Below are 17,419 nucleotides of genomic sequence, written 5' to 3' on the forward strand. Positions count from 1 at the left end.
TATCAATTCTCCGGTTGTTTCCTCCGGAAGCGTGTGAGCAAACGAGCGTTCGGGCAGAGGATTCTGCCGTGCAGCCCGGATGCCACCGGACGGCGATTAAGCCATGCTTCCGTGTGAGATGGGCCGGCTTATAGCCGGATTCCCGGGATAAGCAAGGAAATCCGGCGGCTTCGGCCGGTTTACCGCGCGGGTTGCCAGCTCAAAGCGTTTCGACCATTTCCACCCCGGAAACCGCCTTGATGGCTCCGGCGATCTGCGGGGACACCTGGAACCGGCCTTCGAGCTTGAATTCGACCTCAGTTTGCAGGTCGAGGCGAAGGATCAGCGAGACGTCGCCCCCGCCGGCGGCATTGCTCGGCTGCGGTTGGAGGCGTTTTACCAGCGAATCCAGTGCCTTGGTGTCCTTCATGGTCACCCTGAGCCCCTTCTGGGTCTTGGCAGCGGCGGCATCCAGAGGCTCCGCGTGGAGAACCCGGGCCCGAACGTCCTCGCCCTGGAGTTCGGCACCGAGTTGCAGCAACACCGCGGTACCCGGTTCCAGCACGTCGCGGTATTGGGCCAGCCCTTCGGAGAACAGCACCGCCTCGAAATGGCCGGTCGGGTCGGACAGGCCCATGATGCCCATCTTGTTGCCGGTCTTGGTCCGCCGCTCCATGCGGGACACGACGGTAGCCGCCACCCTGCCCGCCGTAGCGCCGGTTTTGACCGCGCGGCAGAACTCGGCCCAGCTCTGCACCCGCAGTCGCTTCAGGGCGGTCGCATAGTCATCGAGCGGATGGCCGGACAGGAAGAAGCCAATAGCGTCGTATTCCTTGCGCAGCTTCTCCGCCGCCAGCCAGTTGTCGATCTGCGGCAGCATGATGGTCGGCGCATCGGCCGCGCCGCCAAACATGTTTCCCTGACCGATTGTCGTATCCACGTGGGCGCTCTGGCAGGCGGCCAAAATAGCATCCGCGCCGCCATGCACGCGGGCACGATGTGGATCGAGCGTATCGAAGGCGCCGGCCGCAGCGAGTGTTTCGATGATGCGCTTGTTGACGGCGCGTGGGCTCACGCGCGACGCAAAGTCGGCAAGCGACGTGAACAAACCATTCTTGTTGCGCTCGGCGACGATCAGCTCGACGGCGCCAGCGCCGACGCCTTTCAACGCGGCCAGCGCATAATAGATCGTGTTGTCGCTGACCTCGAAGGTGACGCCCGAACGATTGATGTTCGGCGCCTCGACCTTGATACCGAGCCGCTGCGCCTCGGCGCGAAATTCCGACAGCTTGTCGGTATTGCCCATGTCGAGTGTCATCGACGCCGCAATGAACTCCACCGGATAATGCGCCTTCATATAGGCGGTGTGATACGACACCAGCGCATAGGCCGCGGCGTGACTCTTGTTGAAACCGTAGTCGGCGAATTTCGCGAGCAGATCGAAGATCGTATCGGCCTGCCCTTTCGGCACGCCGTTCTTGACAGAGCCTGCAACGAAGATCTCGCGCTGCTTTTCCATTTCGGCGCGGATCTTCTTGCCCATCGCGCGGCGCAGCAGGTCGGCGTCACCGAGCGAATAGCCGGCCATGACCTGCGCGATCTGCATCACCTGTTCCTGATAGATGATAACGCCGAAAGTTTCCTTCAGGATCGGCTCGATGATCGGATGCAGATATTCCGGCTCTTCATCGCCATGCTTGCGCGCGCAATAGGTCGGGATGTTCGCCATCGGGCCCGGACGATACAACGCGACGAGCGCGATGATGTCCTCGAAACGGTCGGGCCGCATGTCCACAAGCGCGCGCCGCATACCCTGGCTTTCCACCTGGAACACGCCGACCACTTCACCGCGCGCCAGCATTTCGTAGCTCTTGGCGTCGGTAATCGGCGTGGTCGCAAGATTGACGTCAATATTGCGCTGCTTGAGCAGCTTCACGGCGACGTCAAGTACCGTCAACGTCTTCAGGCCGAGGAAGTCGAACTTCACGAGACCTGCTGGCTCGACCCATTTCATGTTGAACTGGGTGACCGGCATGTCCGATTTCGGATCGCGATACATCGGCACGAGCTGCGACAGCGGCCGGTCGCCGATCACGATGCCTGCTGCGTGGGTCGAAGCGTGGCGCGTCAGGCCCTCGAGGCGCTGCGCGATATCGAAGGCTTTGGCGACGATCGGATCCTCGTCGCGGAGCGCCTGCAGCTTCGGCTCGCCTTCGATCGCCGCAGCCAAGGTCACAGGGGCCGCAGGATTTTGCGGCACCAGCTTGGTCAGCTTGTCGACCTGGCCATAGGGCATCTGCAGCACCCGGCCGACGTCGCGCAACACGCCGCGCGCCTGCAGCGTACCGAAGGTGATGATCTGCGCGACCTGATCGCGGCCGTAGCGCTGCTGCACATAGGAGATCACCTCACCGCGGCGATCCTGGCAGAAGTCGATGTCGAAGTCTGGCATCGAGACGCGTTCCGGATTGAGGAAGCGTTCGAACAGAAGATTGAACTGCAAGGGATCGAGATCGGTGATAGTCAAGACCCAGGCGACCAGCGAGCCCGCGCCCGAACCGCGGCCCGGCCCCACCGGAATGCCCTGTGCCTTCGCCCATTTGATGAAGTCGGACACAATCAGGAAGTAACCCGCATAGTTCATGCGGGAGATGACGTTAAGTTCGAAGTCGAGCCGAGCGTGGTATTCCTCCTCGCTCTTGCCCTGTGACACGCCGTGGATCTCGAGACGCTTGCGCAGGCCCTCCTCGGCCTGACGGCGCAACTCGTCGGATTCCTCCTGGGCCGCACCTTCGGCGTTACTGCCGGCGCCGACCGTGAAGCGCGGCAGGATCGGCTTGCGCGTCTTTGGCCGGAACGAGCAGCGCTCGGCGATTTCGACGGTTGACGCCAATGCCTCGGGGATGTCGGCAAACAGAACTGCCATTTCGGCGCGGGTCTTGAAGCGATGATCGGTGGTAAGCTGCTCGCGGTCCGTCTCGGCAATGATCCTGCCACCGGCGATGCATAGCAGCGCATCATGGGCCTCATAGTCATCCGCGGCGGCAAAATACGGCTCGTTCGTTGCCACCAACGGCAGGCCCTTGGCGTAAGCCAAGTCTATCAAACCGGCTTCGGCGCGGCGCTCCTTCTCGGCGCCATGACGCTGCAGTTCGATATAGAGTCGATCGCCGAATAGCGACGCGAGCCGGTCGCAACGCGCAGCGGCAAGCGCGGATTGATCGGCGAGCAGCGCCTGATTGATCGGACCGTCCGGACCGCCACTCAACGCGATCAGGTCTTCCGTTTCCTCCAGCAGCCAGTCCAGCTTGATGTGGGGCGCATGATTGACCGGGGTTTCCAGAAACGCGCGCGAGTTGAGTTTCATCAGGCTCTGATAGCCGCGCTCCTTGGCAGCCAGCAGCACAATGCGCGGCATCACGGCGTTCAGCGCATTACGGGCGTTCGGATCCTGGTCACCGAAATCGATGGCGACCTCGCAGCCGGTGATCGGCTGGATGCCGTAGCCCACCAGCTTCTCGGAGAATTCCAGCGCGCCAAACATGTTGTCGCTGTCGGTCAGCGCCAGCGCTGGCTGATGGTCGGCCTTCGCCAGTTCCGCCAGTTTCTGGATCTTGATCGAGCCCTTCAGCAGCGAATAGGCCGAATGCACGTGCAGATGGACAAATCCGGCATTCGACGCGGCGGCGGGCTTCTGACTCATGGCGTGGGGCGTTCCGGACTTTGCAGCGCCCGATCTGGGCAGTCATCGACACTGGGGATCGCGGCAGCCTGTTCAGGCCGACTCGCTGCCCTATGGTGATGCCTGCCCCCGGCCAAGTCCATGTGAAACCCGCTCGGGCCCGGAAGCGTCCCCGCATTCCCCGGGAGCGTTCCCGCATTCCCCGGGAGCGTTCCCGTATCCACCGGAGAGTGCTTCCCCGGTGTTCCGGCGCCAGCTTCGCAGCCAGCGTCCGGGAGCAAGATCACAGCTGGGGGATCAGTTGCGCCCAAACCGCAATCATGCCGACGAACAGAACGATCGATGCCAGCGCAGCGGCTTCTTCAACAAAGGTCTTCAACATGGTGGCCTCCGTGATCTCTGGAACATATGAAGAACATTGTTCTCATTCTGTTCCTGAGTCAAGCAGCCGATCCGGGCGCGTCGCGCCTCATATTCCGAATGGTTAAGACGGCGAGCCGGCACGCTTTACGCCCAGCCAGCCAAGGCCATCCCTCGCCGGCGATCACCTACGCCGTATTGCGTCGCCTGTGCCGAACAAGCCCTGTTACGGCATGTTTCCGGCGCCAGATGCGGAGCGGAATCCGGCTTTGTGAGTTGACGAATACCTCTCGGACCGGCTTTGTGCCGGTCAGAGATCACACGCAGCCGGCCATCTGAGTCGGCAGGAGAATTCGATGCGCGCAGCCCTGCTTGCTCTGGTCGCCCTCGGCGCCCTCTCGGCCCTCACCGTCACGCCCGCCGCAGCACAGCGCACCGATCCCGGCCCGTTCTCGTTCAACACGCCGAGCGGTTATCCGTTCTGCATGCGCTCGCTCTATGACGACGACGACTGCAGCTACCGCACCTATGCGCAGTGCGCCGCGACGGCATCGGGCATCGGCCTGACCTGCTTTGCCAATCCGGCGCTGGCCTATGCGCAGACCTACGCGCCGCAGCAGCCGCGCGTGAAGCGCAAGCGTAAGAGCAGCTACTGAGCGACGACGCCGTCCGCGGCGCCTCGCTTTTTCTCTCTCGAATGAAACGAGTGGCGGGGTCAGTCGAGTTCGACGACCTTGCCGTTTTCCAGCGACACCCGCCGATCCATACGGCCAGCCAGTTCCATGTTGTGGGTCGCGATCAACATCGCCACCTTGGTCGCCTTCACCAGCTGCATCAGCGCCTTGAAGACATGATCCGCGGTGTGCGGATCGAGATTACCCGTCGGCTCATCCGCAAATAGCACGCGCGGCGCATTGGCCACCGCGCGGGCAATCGCAACGCGCTGCTGCTCGCCGCCCGACAACTCCGCAGGGCGATGTGTGATGCGTTCGGCCAGACCCAGATAGGCCAGGATTTCCTTGGCGCGGGCAACCGTCTCGGAGCGCTTCAGGCCGCGGATCATCTGCGGCAGCATGACGTTTTCCAGCGCGGTGAATTCCGGCAGCAGCCGATGCGACTGGTAGACGAACCCGATATCGGTGCGGCGGATCTGGGTGCGCTCGGTGTCCGACAGGCCCGAGGTCGCGGTGCCGCCGACATAGACCTCGCCGTCATCCGGGCTCTCGAGCAGGCCGGCAATATGCAGCAGCGTCGACTTGCCCGAGCCGGACGGCGCCACCAGCGCGACAGACTGCCCCGCCCACAATGCCAGCTTGGCATTGTCGAGAATGGTCAGAACGCTTTCGCCCTGGGTGTATTGCCGCTTGATGTCGTGGAGATAGACCACCGGTACATCATCTGCCCCTTGCGCCATATCAGTCACTCACTCGTATCTTAGCGCATCGACGGGATCGAGGCGCGCGGCGCGCCACGACGGGTAGAGGGTCGCCAGGAACGACAGCGTCAGCGCCATGATAACCACCGCGCTGGTTTCGCCGACGTCGACCTCGGCCGGCAGCTTGGACAGGAAATACAGTTCCGGCGAGAACAGCTCCGTGGATGTCATCCACGAGATGAATTGCCGGATCGTCTCGATGTTGAAGCAGACCAGTAGTCCAACGAAGAAGCCGACCAGCGTGCCGACCACGCCGATCGCGGCACCCGTGATCAGGAACACCCGCATGATCGAGCCTTGAGAGGCGCCCATGGTGCGCAGGATCGCGATATCGCTGCCCTTGTCCTTCACCAGCATGATCAGGCCGGAGACGATGTTCAGCGCCGCTACCAGCACGATCAGCGTCAGGATCAGGAACATGACGTTGCGCTCGACCTGCAGCGCATTGAAGAAGGTCGAGTTGCGCTGCCGCCAATCGACGATGAAGATCGGTCGCCCGGCCGCCTCGGTCACGAGCTTGCGATACTCGTCGATCCTGTCGGGATTGTTGGTGTAGACCTCGATCGAGGTCACGTCAGAGGGGCGATTGAAGTAAGTCTGCGCCTCGGCCAATGGCATGAACACGAAGGTCGAGTCATATTCCGACATGCCGATCTCGAAGACGGCAGCAACCTTGTAGGGCTTGATGCGCGGCGTCGTGCCCATCGGGGTCACCGCCCCCTTCGGCGAGATCAACGTGATCATGTCGCCGGCGTGGATCGAGAGTTGATCTGCCAGCCGCCGACCGATCGCCACACCCTGCCCGTCATCGAAGCCTTCGAGCGTGCCCTGCTTGATGTTCTTGGCGATCGACGTGAGGTTATTGAGATCGCCAGAGCGAATACCGCGGATAAAGATGCCGGCAGCACCGAACGCGGATGATCCCAATCCCTGGCCATCCACGACCGGCGCCGCGAGACGAATGCCATTCACGCCGCTGATGCGGTCGGCGACATCCTTCCAGTCGGTCAGAGGACTTTCCAGCGGCTGCACCAGCAGATGCCCGTTGAGACCCAGGATCTTGTCGAGCAGCTCCTTGCGGAAGCCGTTCATCACGGCCATCACGATGATCAGCGTGGCAACGCCGAGCATGATGCCGAGGAACGAGAAGCCGGCAATGACGGAGATGAATCCCTCTTTACGGCGCGCGCGGAGATAGCGTCCGGACAGCAGCCATTCGAAGGCGGCGAAGGGTGGGGTTCGAACTGGCTCGCTCATGGCATCATCCATCGCCCGACTCCCATACGAATCGGGCTTATTCTAGCCGCATCGTGAGTGATGCGGCGACCACGCAGTGGATAAGTCGTCAGGACGTCAGCTTTGCGACGACCTCAGCGGCACTGATATTCTCACGCGAACCGTCATCGCGCCGCTTCAGCTCGACCTTGCCTTCGGCCAGCCCCTTCGGGCCAACGAGGATCTGCCAGGGCACACCGATCAGGTCAGCGGTGGCAAACTTGCCGCCGGCGCGCTGGTCGGTGTCGTCATAGAGCACATCGACGCCCTTGGCCGAGAGCTCCTTGTAGAGCGCCTCGCAGGCCGCATCCGTATCGGGCGAGCCCTGCTTCAGGTTGAGGATCGCAGCACGGAACGGCGCCACTTCCTCGGGCCACTTGATGCCGTTCTCGTCGTGGCAGGCCTCGATGATCGCGCCCAGCAGCCGCGACACGCCGACGCCATAGGAGCCGCCATGGATCGGCGTCTCCGCGCCATCGGCGCCCGCGACGGTTGCCTTCATCGCGTCGGAATATTTGGTGCCGAAATAGAAGATCTGGCCGACTTCGATACCGCGGGTGTTGAGCCGCCGCTCGGCCGGCACTTCGCTCTCGAACCGCGCGGCGTCGTGGACGTCTTCGGTTGCCGCATAGATCGAGGTCCACTGATTGATGATGCCCGTGAGATCACCGCTATAGTCGACATCGGCCGGCGGGATCGGCAGATCGAGCACGTTCTTGTCGCAGAATACGCCGGACTCGCCGGTTTCGGCGAGCACGATGAATTCGTGGGAGTGATCGCCGCCGATCGGTCCGGTCTCGGCGCGCATCGGGATCGCCTTGAGGCCCATGCGCGCGAAGGTGCGCAGATAAGCGACGAACATCTGATTGTAGGAATGTTTCGCCGCGGCTTCGTCGATGTCGAACGAATAGCCATCCTTCATCAGGAATTCGCGGCCGCGCATCACGCCGAAACGCGGACGCTGCTCGTCGCGGAACTTCCACTGGATGTGGTACAGGTTCAGCGGCAGGCTCTTGTAGGACTTCACATAACCGCGGAAGATCTCGGTGATCATTTCCTCGTTGGTCGGCCCGTAGAGAAGCTCCCGCTTGTGGCGGTCGACGATGCGCAGCATCTCCGGCCCATAGGCGTCGTAGCGCCCACTTTCGCGCCAGAGATCGGCGAGCTGCAATGTCGGCATCAGGAGCTCGATGGCGCCCGCCCGGTTCTGCTCCTCGCGGACGATCGCCTCGATCTTCTTCAGCACCCGCAGGCCCAGCGGCAGCCAGGCATAGATGCCGGCGGCCTCCTGCCGGATCATGCCCGCGCGCAGCATCAGCCGGTGCGAGACGATCTCGGCTTCCTTCGGCGTTTCCTTGAGAATGGGCAGAAAATAGCGCGACAATCGCATGGTTAGGCCTGGGAATCGGAGGGACACGGGAGAACGCGAGTGAAACCGGATCGGCCGCCAAAATACAAGGGCGACGGGTCGGACGCCGGGCAGTCTAGGACATGGAGCTGGCAATCGGGGCTTAATTCCGTTCGCCTGGCGAATTGCTTCCCAGGCTGTCAAATATCTCCATTTCCGATGTCGGCCACAGCGACCCCAGCGTGACCGGAAATCGCGTAAAAGGTCGCGATTCTACCCTTGGCCTAAATTTTGAACACACATTGCCGAAATTGGTGACAAACAAAAAAAGTTAAGCTACGACTCACAGCTCAGGCGGTTCGTAAGGACAGAGTCTGGTGGTCCAAGTCTCGGGAGGAGCCCTGACGCGCTCAAGCAGCGTCAACCCGCTAAGCAAGGATAAAATCCAAAGTTTGGGGTAATAGGGTCGACACAATTTTCCGAGCAGGGCTGCGGCCCTGCTCTTTTTTTTCGGCAGATTCCCGACAACGATAGCGACACTTCATATCGTCCGAGACGAAAAAAGGCCGGCATCCATGCCGGCCTTTTTTCGGAGATGCAAAGCGCCGCGTATTACAGCGCACCACCCTTCGGCTTGATGCCCGACAGCCACGAACAGACCAGGCCCTGTACCGCGCCGACGATCCCGAATGTAAGAATCTGACGCAGCGGAATCGACACCGACGTCCAGATCAACATCATCCCGATACTCACGACATAGCCAGTAAGCGCCGAGGTCAGCACCTTCGGCCACAGCTGCATCTTGTCTTCAAGGAACCAGTCCTCAAGCCACATCACCAGCGACGGGATCAGCCCGAACCAGTAGGCAAAGGGCAATCCCATAATGAAGCCGGGAAAGCCGCCGATGATCCTGCCGCTGGCAATTTCGCGCAGCTCGAAAACCGCGAAACCGACAGCCGGCCCAAGCAACAGAAAAAGCAGAAAGCGCTTCATGCGTCAGCTCCGTATCGACACCTGAAAGGACAGACTCCGCAGGTTAAAGATCGCTCTCAGATCGGCACGCCCATCAGCTTCGAGAGCCGCTCGATGTTGAAGTAGTCCATGCGATACGCATACATGCCGCCCGCGAACAGCACGGCGGAAATCACCGTGGTCCAGATCAGCTTGCGCCCCATCCGGGCCAGCACAGGCGCACCGGGATCGGTGCCGTCGGTACCCTCGCCGTCCTCATGCTGGCTGCGCACGCCGAACGGCAGCGTCAGGAACAGCGTGATCCACCAGATGACGAAATAGACCGCGAGCGACGTCGAGATCGTATAGGCCATCGCGTCCTCAGGACTGTTCGATTTCGGAAGCTTGTTCGATCTCTACCAGCGCGCCCGAGAAGTCCTTGGGATGCAGGAACAGCACAGGCTTGCCATGGGCGCCGATCTTCGGCTGGCCGTCGCCAAGCACGCGCGCGCCTTCCTTGATCAGGTTGTCGCGTGCCGCGATGATGTCAGGCACTTCGTAACAGATGTGATGAATGCCGCCGTCAGGATTGCGCTCGACGAATTTAGCGATCGGCGAATCCGCGCCGAGCGGCTGGATGAATTCGATCTTGGTATTCGGCAGCGTCGCGAACACCGTGATCACGCCATGCTCCGGCAGCGGCACGGTCGCGGAAATCTCGGCACCGAAGGCGGTGCCGTAGATCTTCGCAGCTTTCTCCGCATCCGCGACGGCAATCGCCACATGATTGAGCCGGCCCAGCATGGTGTCCTCCGTAGTCTTTGTTTCTTTGCTTTTAGTCTTCGACCTGCAGGATGTGAACGTAGCACATCGTCTTCTTGCCCCATTGATCGGCGAGTGAGGAACGGACAGCGCGTCGCACCGACTCCGCCATCGCATCCGGATCGCGCTTGCGCGCCTTGGGCAGGTTCTCGACGATGTTGACGACGATGTCGAACACGACATCCTCCATCACCTCGCCCTTGAGGTTCTTTTCGGGAATGCCGATCAGATCGACCGCAGGGTCGTCGACCAGTTCGCCCTTCATGGTCACGGCCAATGCCACGAACGCACAGCCGGCAAAGGACAGCCGGCGCCGCTCGCTTACGGCGCGGGATTTGGAATCCTCGAGAATGAGGCCGTCCTTGAACATGCGGCCCGACGGCAATTCGTCGATGACGGCAGCATCGCCGGGCGCCAGGCGCACCAGGTCGCCGTTCTTGACGATCATGGTCCGAGGCACGCCGCAGGCGCGCGCGAGCTTGGCATGCTCATGCAGATGCAGCGCCTCGCCATGGACGGGGATCAGCAATTGCGGACGAACCCAGGAAATCATGTCGCGCAATTCGTCGCGGCGCGGATGGCCCGACACATGCACCAGCGCATCGCGATCGGTGATCACCTCGATGCCCTGCGTGACAAGACCGTTGATGATGGTGCCGACCGCCTTCTCGTTGCCCGGAATGGTCCGCGACGAGAAGATCACCGTATCACCCTTGTTGAGGGTCACCATCGGATGATCGTCGCTGGCGATACGCGCCAGCGCCGCGCGCGCTTCACCCTGGCTGCCCGTGCACAGCGCCACCACCTTGTCCGGCGGGAAATGGCCGTAATAGTCGGCGTTGCGGAACGCCGGCAGTCCATCGAGATAGCCGCATTCGCGGGCCACCTGCACGACGCGCTCCATGGCGCGGCCGACCAGCACGACTTCGCGGCCCGCGGCCTGCGCCGCTTCGGCAACGGCCCGCAACCGGGCCACGTTCGATGCGAAGGTCGTAACGGCGACGCGGCCCTTGGCAGCCTTCACCAGTTTGGTGAGCGTGGCGGCAACCTCCGTTTCGGACGGTGAGCGGCCATCGCGCACCGCATTCGTGGAGTCGCCGATGATGGCCAGTACGCCGGCATCACCGAGTTCGCGCAGCCGCTTTTCGTCGGTTGGCGGGCCGATGATCGGTGTCGGATCGATCTTCCAGTCACCGGTATGCAGCACGGTGCCGAGCGGCGTGTGCAGCGCGATCGCATGGGATTCCGGAATCGAATGCGCAACCGGAATGAACTCGATATCGAACGGGCCGAGATTGATGCGGCCGCCCGATGGCACCACGGTGACGGGGATCTTCGGCGGATTGCGCTCGCTGGCGCATTTGGCTTCAAACAATGCGGCGCTGAACTGCGTCGCATAGATCGGGCATTTCAGCTTGGGCCACAGGTCGATGATGGCGCCGAAATGGTCCTCATGGGCGTGGGTGAGCACGAGACCAACGAGATTCTTCTTTTCCTTTTCCAGGAAGCGCACGTCGGGCATCACCAGATCGATGCCGGGCAGATGTTCCTCGTCGCCGAAGTAGACGCCGAGGTCGATCGCCAGCCACTTCCCGGCCAGGCCATAGATCGACAGGTTCATGCCAATCTGGCCGACGCCTCCCAGCGGTGCGAAGGTCAATTCGTTGGGTCGCGTCATTTGCGTACTGTCCTTGTCGACGCGGCCGATCCGAAATGAACGTCGCCGGCGGTAATAGGGATTCGCCGGCGATCCGCTGTCGCGACAATCATACAACCGGCCTCATCAATGGTGTCGAAAATTCCCGAAATCGTCTGTACCCCGTTGTCCACGGACACCGGCTGACCGATCCCTGCTGCACGCTCCAGCCACTGTCGCCGGATCTCGGCAAACCCGCGGCCGGAATCCCAGATGCCGCGCATCTCCTGCCAGGTGTCCGAAAGCGCCGCAAACAGGTCTTCGGCGCTGGCGCTGACGCCCATCGCATGCAGGCAAGCAACCGGATAAGGCATATTGTCGGGGGCCGCCACCACATTGGTGCCGATGCCGACGACAACAGCAAGCTGGCCGTTCGGCGCTGCCTCCGCCTCCAGATTCATTCCGACAAGCTTGTGCCCGCCCGCCAGAACGTCGTTCGGCCATTTCAGCCGATAGTCATTCGCGGCCGACTGCGGCGCCCGCATCGCGGCTTCGACGCTGATCTGTCGGAGCGCCTTCTCAACGGCAACGCCGGCGGCGAAGCCCAGTGTCGCCGCAACTGAGGGCGTCACATCAAGAACTTCGAGAACCGAACTGGCGAGGTTCCCGCGGGGAGCGACCCACGGCCGATGCCGTCGCCCACGTCCCGCGGTCTGTTCCGTTGTGACAAACCACATCGGACCGCGCTCGCCTGCGCGCGCGCGGTCCATGGCTTCAGTATTGGTCGAACCGGTTGAGTCGAATGCGGCGAGCTTCGTGCCCGCCGCGAGGGCTCGGGGACCGAGCGAAAATGCCATCTAGAACAGCGACTTCGCTGCGAATGCCGCCGCGCTGACCAGAGGCGCCGGATAGACGAAGAACAGCACGTTGAAGAGACCCGCCACTGCCAGCACCGTGCGCAGTTCAACGCGCATCGGATCGAGCTTCCCGACCGGCTCGTCGAAATACATCAGCTTCACGATGGACAGGTAGTAGAACGCACCCACCACGCTGGCCAACACACCGACCACGGCCAGTACGAACAGGCCCGACTTGATGGCCGCCATGAAGACGTAGAACTTGCCGAAGAAGCCGGCCAGCGGCGGCACGCCTGCCAGCGAGAACAGGAACATCGCGAAGAAGAAGGCGATGATCGGATTGGTGCGCGACAGGCCGGCGAAATCCTTGATCGTCTCAACGGGCTGGCCATTGCGCTTCATGGTCAGGATGATGGCGAAGGTGCCGAGGGTCATCGCGACATAGATCGCGATATAGACCAGCACACCCTGCGCACCCTCCTGCGTGCCGGCGGCAAGGCCGACCAGCGCGAAGCCCATATGGCCGATCGACGAATAGGCCATCAGGCGCTTGATGTTGGTCTGGCCGATGGCGGCGAACGAGCCCAGCACCATCGAGGCCAGCGACACGAAAACCACGACCTGCTGCCATTGCACCACGATGCCCGGGAACGCGGTCAGCGTGACGCGGGTGAACACAGCGAGTGCTGCAACCTTCGGGGCCGAGGCGAAGAAGGCCGTGACGGGCGTCGGTGCGCCTTCGTAGACATCGGGCGTCCACATGTGGAACGGCACGGCCGAAACCTTGAAACAGAGGCCGGCGAGCAGAAACACCAGGCCGAACACCAGGCCGATATTGCCGGTCTTGGCTTCGGCGGCGATGCCGGCGAAGGACACCGTGCCGGTAAAGCCGTAGATCATAGAAGCGCCGTAGAGCAGCATGCCGGACGACAGCGCGCCCAGCACGAAATACTTCAGGCCGGCTTCGGTCGACTTTGCATTATCGCGGTTAGAGGCTGCGACGACATAGAGCGCAAGGCTCATCAATTCGAGGCCGAGATACAGCATGATCAAGTCGCCGGCCGAGATCAGCACCATCATGCCGAGCGTCGAGAGCAGCACCAGGATGGCGTATTCGAAAATACGACGGGACTGGTCCGCGAGGAATTCACGCGACAGGATCAGCGTCACGGCCGACGCGATAATCGCCAGCACCTTCAGGAAGCGCGCATAATCGTCGACGATGAAGCTGCCGCCGAAGGTGACATGCTTGCCCGCAGGCAGCATGATTTCAGCCGCGCCGACCACCACCAGCAGACAGACGGCGAGCGTGGTGACCAAGCCCGTGAACTTCGGTCCGTTGAAGGCACCGATCATCAGCAGCACCATGGCGCCAACCGCGAGCATCAGCTCCGGCAGTACGGGCAGCAGGGAATATCCGGCGGTCGTAATCGTCATTGCGCGTTATCCTGATCTGCTGCGGTCATTGCAGCAGCGCGGCTGCCTTCACGGCAGACGTTGCAGCAGCGTAATTGTTAACAAGGAGCTGGATCGAAGCCGCCGACATGTCGAGCACCGGCTTCGGATAGACTCCGAACAGAATGGTGAGAATGACCAGCGGCACCAGCACCAGGCCTTCCCGGAACGTGATGTCCTTGATGCCCTGCAGCGCAGGCTTGGTCAGTTCGCCGAACACGACCTTGCGGTACAGCCACAGCGCATAGGCCGCCGACAGGATCACGCCGATGCTGGCGAATGTCGCCGTCGGGATCGAGACCTTGAAGGTGCCGATCAGTGTCAGGAATTCACCGACGAAGCCGGAGGTGCCCGGCAGACCGACATTGGCCATCGTGAAGACCATGAACAGCGCCGCATAGATCGGCATCCGGTTGACGAGGCCGCCATAGGCCGCGATCTCACGGGTATGCAGGCGATCGTAGACCACGCCGACGCAGAGGAACAGCGCGCCCGACACGATGCCATGCGACACCATCTGGAACACTGCGCCGGAGACGCCCTGTGTCGTGCCGGCGAAGATGCCCATGGTCACATAGCCCATATGCGCGACCGACGAGTAGGCGATCAGCTTCTTGATGTCTTCCTGCATCAGCGCGACCAGCGACGTGTAGACGATCGCGATAACGGAGAGCGTCCAGACCATCGGCGCGAAGTAGAGAGAGGCATCCGGGAACATCGGCAGTGAGAAGCGCAGGAAGCCGTAACCACCCATCTTCAGCATGATCGCGGCCAGCACGACTGAACCTGCCGTCGGCGCTTCCACATGCGCGTCAGGCAGCCACGTGTGCACTGGCCACATCGGCATCTTGACCGCGAAGGATGCGAAGAATGCCAGCCACGCCCATGTCTGCAGGCTGCGCGGCACGGCGGTGTGCATCAGCGTCGGGATGTCCGTTGTGCCCGCGTTCCAGTACAGCGCCATGATGGCCAGCAGCATCAGCACCGAGCCGAGGAAGGTGTAGAGGAAGAACTTGAACGAGGCATAGACGCGGCGCGGGCCGCCCCAGATGCCGATGATCAGGAACATCGGGATCAGGCCGCCTTCGAAGAACAGATAGAACAGCACCAGATCCAGCGCCGAGAAGGTGCCGATCATCAGCGTTTCCAGGAACAGGAACGCGATCATGTATTCGCGGACACGCTTGGTGACCGACTTCCAGCTGCACAGGATGCAAAACGGCATCAGCGCCGTGGTCAGGATCACGAAGGGCAGCGAAATGCCGTCCACGCCCATATGGTAGTTGATGGTCGCGGCCAGCCAGGGCGCCTTTTCGACAAACTGGAAGTCGCCGTTCGACGGGTCGAAGCGCATCACCAGGATCAGCGAGACCGCAAAAGTGATCAGCGTGGTCCAGAGCGCGATCCAGCGCGCATTGCCCTGCGCAGCCTCATCATCGCCGCGGCTGAGATAGATCAGGATCGCGCCGACGATCGGCAGGAAGGTGACGACCGAAAGAACCGGCCATGTCATGACGGACGCCATTGTTACTGGCCCCCCAGGCCGAAGATGAACCAGGTGATCAACCCGGCGACGCCGATCAGCATCGCGAAGGCATAGTGATAGAGGTAGCCGGTCTGCAGCTTGACCACGCCGCGCGTGATATTGAGCACGCGGGCCGAGACACCATCAGGCCCGAGGCCGTCGATGATCATGCCGTCGCCCTTCTTCCACAGGAAGTGGCCGATCCACTTGGCCGGACGAACGAAGATGATCTCGTAGAGCTCGTCGAAGTACCACTTGTTGAGCAGGAACTTGTAGAGCAGCGGATGCTGGTTCGCGAGTTCGACAGGCAAATACGGCTTGCGAACATAGAACAGGTACGAAATCAGGAAACCGAGCACCATCATCACGGTCGGCACATAGGGCACCCAGCCCGGGATGTGATGCATCTCCTCGATGATGTGCGGGTTCATCTTCAGCGACTCCCGGAAGAACTCGCCGACGTGATGACCAGCAAACAGCTCCTTGAACGGGAAGCCTGCGGCGAACGATCCGATGCCCAGCACGGCCAGCGGGACCAGCATCCACAGCGGCGCTTCATGCGCTGCATCGTAGTGCTTCTTGTCGTGCGGCTCGCCATGGAACGTCTTGAACACCAGACGCCACGAATAGAACGAGGTCAGCAGCGCCGCGACCACGGTCATCAGGAAGCCGTAGAAGGCGAACTGGGTGTGCGAGGCGTAAGCCGCTTCGATGATCGCGTCCTTCGAGAAGTAGCCGGCCGTGAACGGAAATCCGGTCAGCGCCAGCGTACCGATGGTCATCATCGCATAGGTGAACGGGATCTTGTTCCAAAGGCCACCCATCTTCCGGATGTCCTGCTCGTGATGCATCGCGTAGATCACCGAGCCCGAGCCCAGGAACAGCAGGGCCTTAAAGAAGGCGTGCGTGAACAGGTGGAACATGGCGACCGAGTAAGCCCCCGTCCCCAGCGCCACAAACATGTAACCGAGCTGCGAACAGGTCGAGTAGGCAACGATGCGCTTGATGTCGTTCTGCACCAGACCGATGGTCGCGGCGAAGAATGCAGTAGTCGCGCCCACCAGCATCACGACGGCCTGCGCGTTCGGTGCGAGCTCGAACAGCGGCGACATGCGCGCCACCATGAAGACGCCCGCGGTGACCATGGTCGCCGCGTGGATCAGCGCCGACACAGGCGTCGGGCCTTCCATCGCGTCCGGCAACCAGGTGTGCAGCAGGAACTGGGCCGACTTGCCCATCGCGCCGACGAATAGCAGCAGACAGGTCAGCGTCAGCGCATCGGCGTGCCAGCCGAAGAAGTTGATCGTCTTGCCGGTCAGGCCAGGCGCGCTGGCAAAGATGGTGTCGAGATCGGTCGAGCCGACCAGCATGAACAGCGCGAAGATACCGAGCAGGAAGCCGAAGTCGCCGACGCGATTGACCACGAAGGCCTTGATCGCCGCCGCATTGGCCGAGGGCTTCTTGAACCAGAAACCGATCAGCAGGTAGCTGGCCAGACCCACGCCTTCCCAGCCGAAGAACAGCTGCAGCAGGTTATCCGCGGTCACCAGCATCAGCATCATGAAAGTGAACAGCGACAGATACGCCATGAAGCGCGGCCGGTTCGGATCATCTTCCATATAGCCGAGCGAATAGATGTGCACGAGCGACGACACCGTGGTGACGACGACCAGCATCACGGCGGTCAGCGTATCGACGCGCAGCGTCCACGATAGCTGCAAGTCGCCCGAATTGATCCAGTTCAGCAGCACGATACGGGCATCGTGATGCATGAAGGCGACGTCCACGAAGGTCATCCAGGACAGCACCGCCGACACCACCAGCAGACCGGCGGTGATCAGCTCGGCTGCACGCGAGCCGAGCGCGGCCGGCTCGGCAACGTGGTGATGGTCGTCGTGATCATCGTGACCATGATCGTCATGCCCATGCGCAGCATGTGCATGCGCGCTGGCATCGCCGTGACCGTGGTCGTCATGCGCATGGTCCATCTCGTCGCCGCTCGGGTTACGCCCATGCGCCCCCAGAATGGCGATGAAGCCTGCGATCAGCGCGCCGATCAGCGGCAGGAATACAAGAGCCTGGATCATAACTGGC

13 protein-coding genes are annotated in these 17,419 nt (G+C 61.9%); 1 reads left to right on the forward strand and 12 read right to left on the reverse strand.

Annotated features, from left to right (window positions below; all coding sequences use genetic code 11):
• Positions 1-199: 199 nt before the first annotated feature.
• On the reverse strand, positions 200-3,682 hold the full coding sequence (dnaE, locus tag LPB73_RS13045) for a DNA polymerase III subunit alpha (RefSeq protein ID WP_231080809.1): 3,483 nt from the start codon (positions 3,680-3,682) through the stop codon (positions 200-202).
• 695 nt (positions 3,683-4,377) lie between these two features.
• Between dnaE and LPB73_RS13050 the strand changes: the two genes are divergently transcribed.
• Positions 4,378-4,677 carry a DUF3551 domain-containing protein gene (locus LPB73_RS13050; RefSeq protein WP_175367092.1) on the forward strand — a complete coding sequence of 100 codons (300 nt, stop codon included), beginning with the start codon at positions 4,378-4,380 and terminating at the stop codon, positions 4,675-4,677.
• A gap of 59 nt (positions 4,678-4,736) precedes the next feature.
• Here LPB73_RS13050 and LPB73_RS13055 read toward each other — a convergent pair whose 3' ends face one another.
• The 11 genes from LPB73_RS13055 to nuoL all read right to left on the reverse strand — a co-directional run bounded on the left by LPB73_RS13055 (position 4,737) and on the right by nuoL (position 17,412).
• Positions 4,737-5,435: an ABC transporter ATP-binding protein gene (locus tag LPB73_RS13055; protein ID WP_068730961.1), complete on the reverse strand. Its 699-nt coding sequence runs from the start codon at positions 5,433-5,435 to the stop codon at positions 4,737-4,739.
• Between the two features lie 9 nt (positions 5,436-5,444).
• Entirely contained in the window at positions 5,445-6,725 is a 1,281-nt protein-coding gene (locus tag LPB73_RS13060; RefSeq protein WP_068730873.1) for a lipoprotein-releasing ABC transporter permease subunit, read from the reverse strand.
• Between the two features lie 76 nt (positions 6,726-6,801).
• Entirely contained in the window at positions 6,802-8,121 is a 1,320-nt protein-coding gene (proS, locus tag LPB73_RS13065; RefSeq protein WP_089264550.1) for a proline--tRNA ligase, read from the reverse strand.
• A 570-nt stretch (positions 8,122-8,691) separates the two neighbouring features.
• Entirely contained in the window at positions 8,692-9,072 is a 381-nt protein-coding gene (locus LPB73_RS13070; protein WP_089264551.1) for a hypothetical protein, read from the reverse strand.
• A 56-nt stretch (positions 9,073-9,128) separates the two neighbouring features.
• Complete coding sequence (locus LPB73_RS13075) at positions 9,129-9,404, reverse strand: DUF1467 family protein (RefSeq protein WP_175367093.1); 276 nt, start codon at positions 9,402-9,404, stop codon at positions 9,129-9,131.
• Between the two features lie 7 nt (positions 9,405-9,411).
• Positions 9,412-9,834: a methylmalonyl-CoA epimerase gene (gene mce, locus LPB73_RS13080; protein WP_068730877.1), complete on the reverse strand. Its 423-nt coding sequence runs from the start codon at positions 9,832-9,834 to the stop codon at positions 9,412-9,414.
• A gap of 31 nt (positions 9,835-9,865) precedes the next feature.
• The gene (locus tag LPB73_RS13085) at positions 9,866-11,530 is read right to left on the reverse strand and encodes a ribonuclease J (RefSeq protein ID WP_231080811.1); all 1,665 of its coding nucleotides are present in this window, start codon (positions 11,528-11,530) and stop codon (positions 9,866-9,868) included.
• Positions 11,527-12,345, reverse strand: coding sequence for a biotin--[acetyl-CoA-carboxylase] ligase (locus LPB73_RS13090; protein ID WP_120290019.1), 819 nt, complete (start codon positions 12,343-12,345; stop codon positions 11,527-11,529). The genes LPB73_RS13085 and LPB73_RS13090 overlap by 4 nt, the downstream gene beginning before the upstream one ends.
• On the reverse strand, positions 12,346-13,782 hold the full coding sequence (gene nuoN / locus LPB73_RS13095) for an NADH-quinone oxidoreductase subunit NuoN (RefSeq protein WP_231080812.1): 1,437 nt from the start codon (positions 13,780-13,782) through the stop codon (positions 12,346-12,348). It abuts the gene before it with no gap.
• Positions 13,783-13,807: 25 nt separating this feature from the next.
• Complete coding sequence (locus tag LPB73_RS13100) at positions 13,808-15,313, reverse strand: NADH-quinone oxidoreductase subunit M (protein WP_414716891.1); 1,506 nt, start codon at positions 15,311-15,313, stop codon at positions 13,808-13,810.
• Between the two features lie 14 nt (positions 15,314-15,327).
• Positions 15,328-17,412 (reverse strand): NADH-quinone oxidoreductase subunit L, encoded by a 2,085-nt coding sequence (nuoL, locus tag LPB73_RS13105; protein WP_089264556.1) that lies wholly within the window; start codon positions 17,410-17,412, stop codon positions 15,328-15,330.
• Positions 17,413-17,419 lie beyond the last annotated feature (7 nt).

Source organism: Tardiphaga sp. 37S4 (assembly GCF_021044645.1).
GTDB lineage: Bacteria > Pseudomonadota > Alphaproteobacteria > Rhizobiales > Xanthobacteraceae > Tardiphaga > Tardiphaga robiniae.

Excerpts from the sequence above, each read along its gene's own strand:
- LPB73_RS13075 (WP_175367093.1), bottom strand. The coding sequence starts at position 9,404 with ATGGCCTATACGATCTCGACGTCGCTCGCGGTCTATTTCGTCATCTGG.
- dnaE (WP_231080809.1), bottom strand. The coding sequence starts at position 3,682 with ATGAGTCAGAAGCCCGCCGCCGCGTCGAATGCCGGATTTGTCCATCTG.
- LPB73_RS13090 (WP_120290019.1), bottom strand. The coding sequence starts at position 12,345 with ATGGCATTTTCGCTCGGTCCCCGAGCCCTCGCGGCGGGCACGAAGCTC.
- nuoL (WP_089264556.1), bottom strand. The coding sequence starts at position 17,412 with ATGATCCAGGCTCTTGTATTCCTGCCGCTGATCGGCGCGCTGATCGCA.
- mce (WP_068730877.1), bottom strand. The coding sequence starts at position 9,834 with ATGCTGGGCCGGCTCAATCATGTGGCGATTGCCGTCGCGGATGCGGAG.
- LPB73_RS13085 (WP_231080811.1), bottom strand. The coding sequence starts at position 11,530 with ATGACGCGACCCAACGAATTGACCTTCGCACCGCTGGGAGGCGTCGGC.
- nuoN (WP_231080812.1), bottom strand. The coding sequence starts at position 13,782 with ATGACGATTACGACCGCCGGATATTCCCTGCTGCCCGTACTGCCGGAG.
- LPB73_RS13055 (WP_068730961.1), bottom strand. The coding sequence starts at position 5,435 with ATGGCGCAAGGGGCAGATGATGTACCGGTGGTCTATCTCCACGACATC.
- proS (WP_089264550.1), bottom strand. The coding sequence starts at position 8,121 with ATGCGATTGTCGCGCTATTTTCTGCCCATTCTCAAGGAAACGCCGAAG.
- LPB73_RS13100 (WP_414716891.1), bottom strand. The coding sequence starts at position 15,313 with ATGACATGGCCGGTTCTTTCGGTCGTCACCTTCCTGCCGATCGTCGGC.
- LPB73_RS13060 (WP_068730873.1), bottom strand. The coding sequence starts at position 6,725 with ATGGATGATGCCATGAGCGAGCCAGTTCGAACCCCACCCTTCGCCGCC.
- LPB73_RS13070 (WP_089264551.1), bottom strand. The coding sequence starts at position 9,072 with ATGAAGCGCTTTCTGCTTTTTCTGTTGCTTGGGCCGGCTGTCGGTTTC.
- LPB73_RS13050 (WP_175367092.1), top strand. The coding sequence starts at position 4,378 with ATGCGCGCAGCCCTGCTTGCTCTGGTCGCCCTCGGCGCCCTCTCGGCC.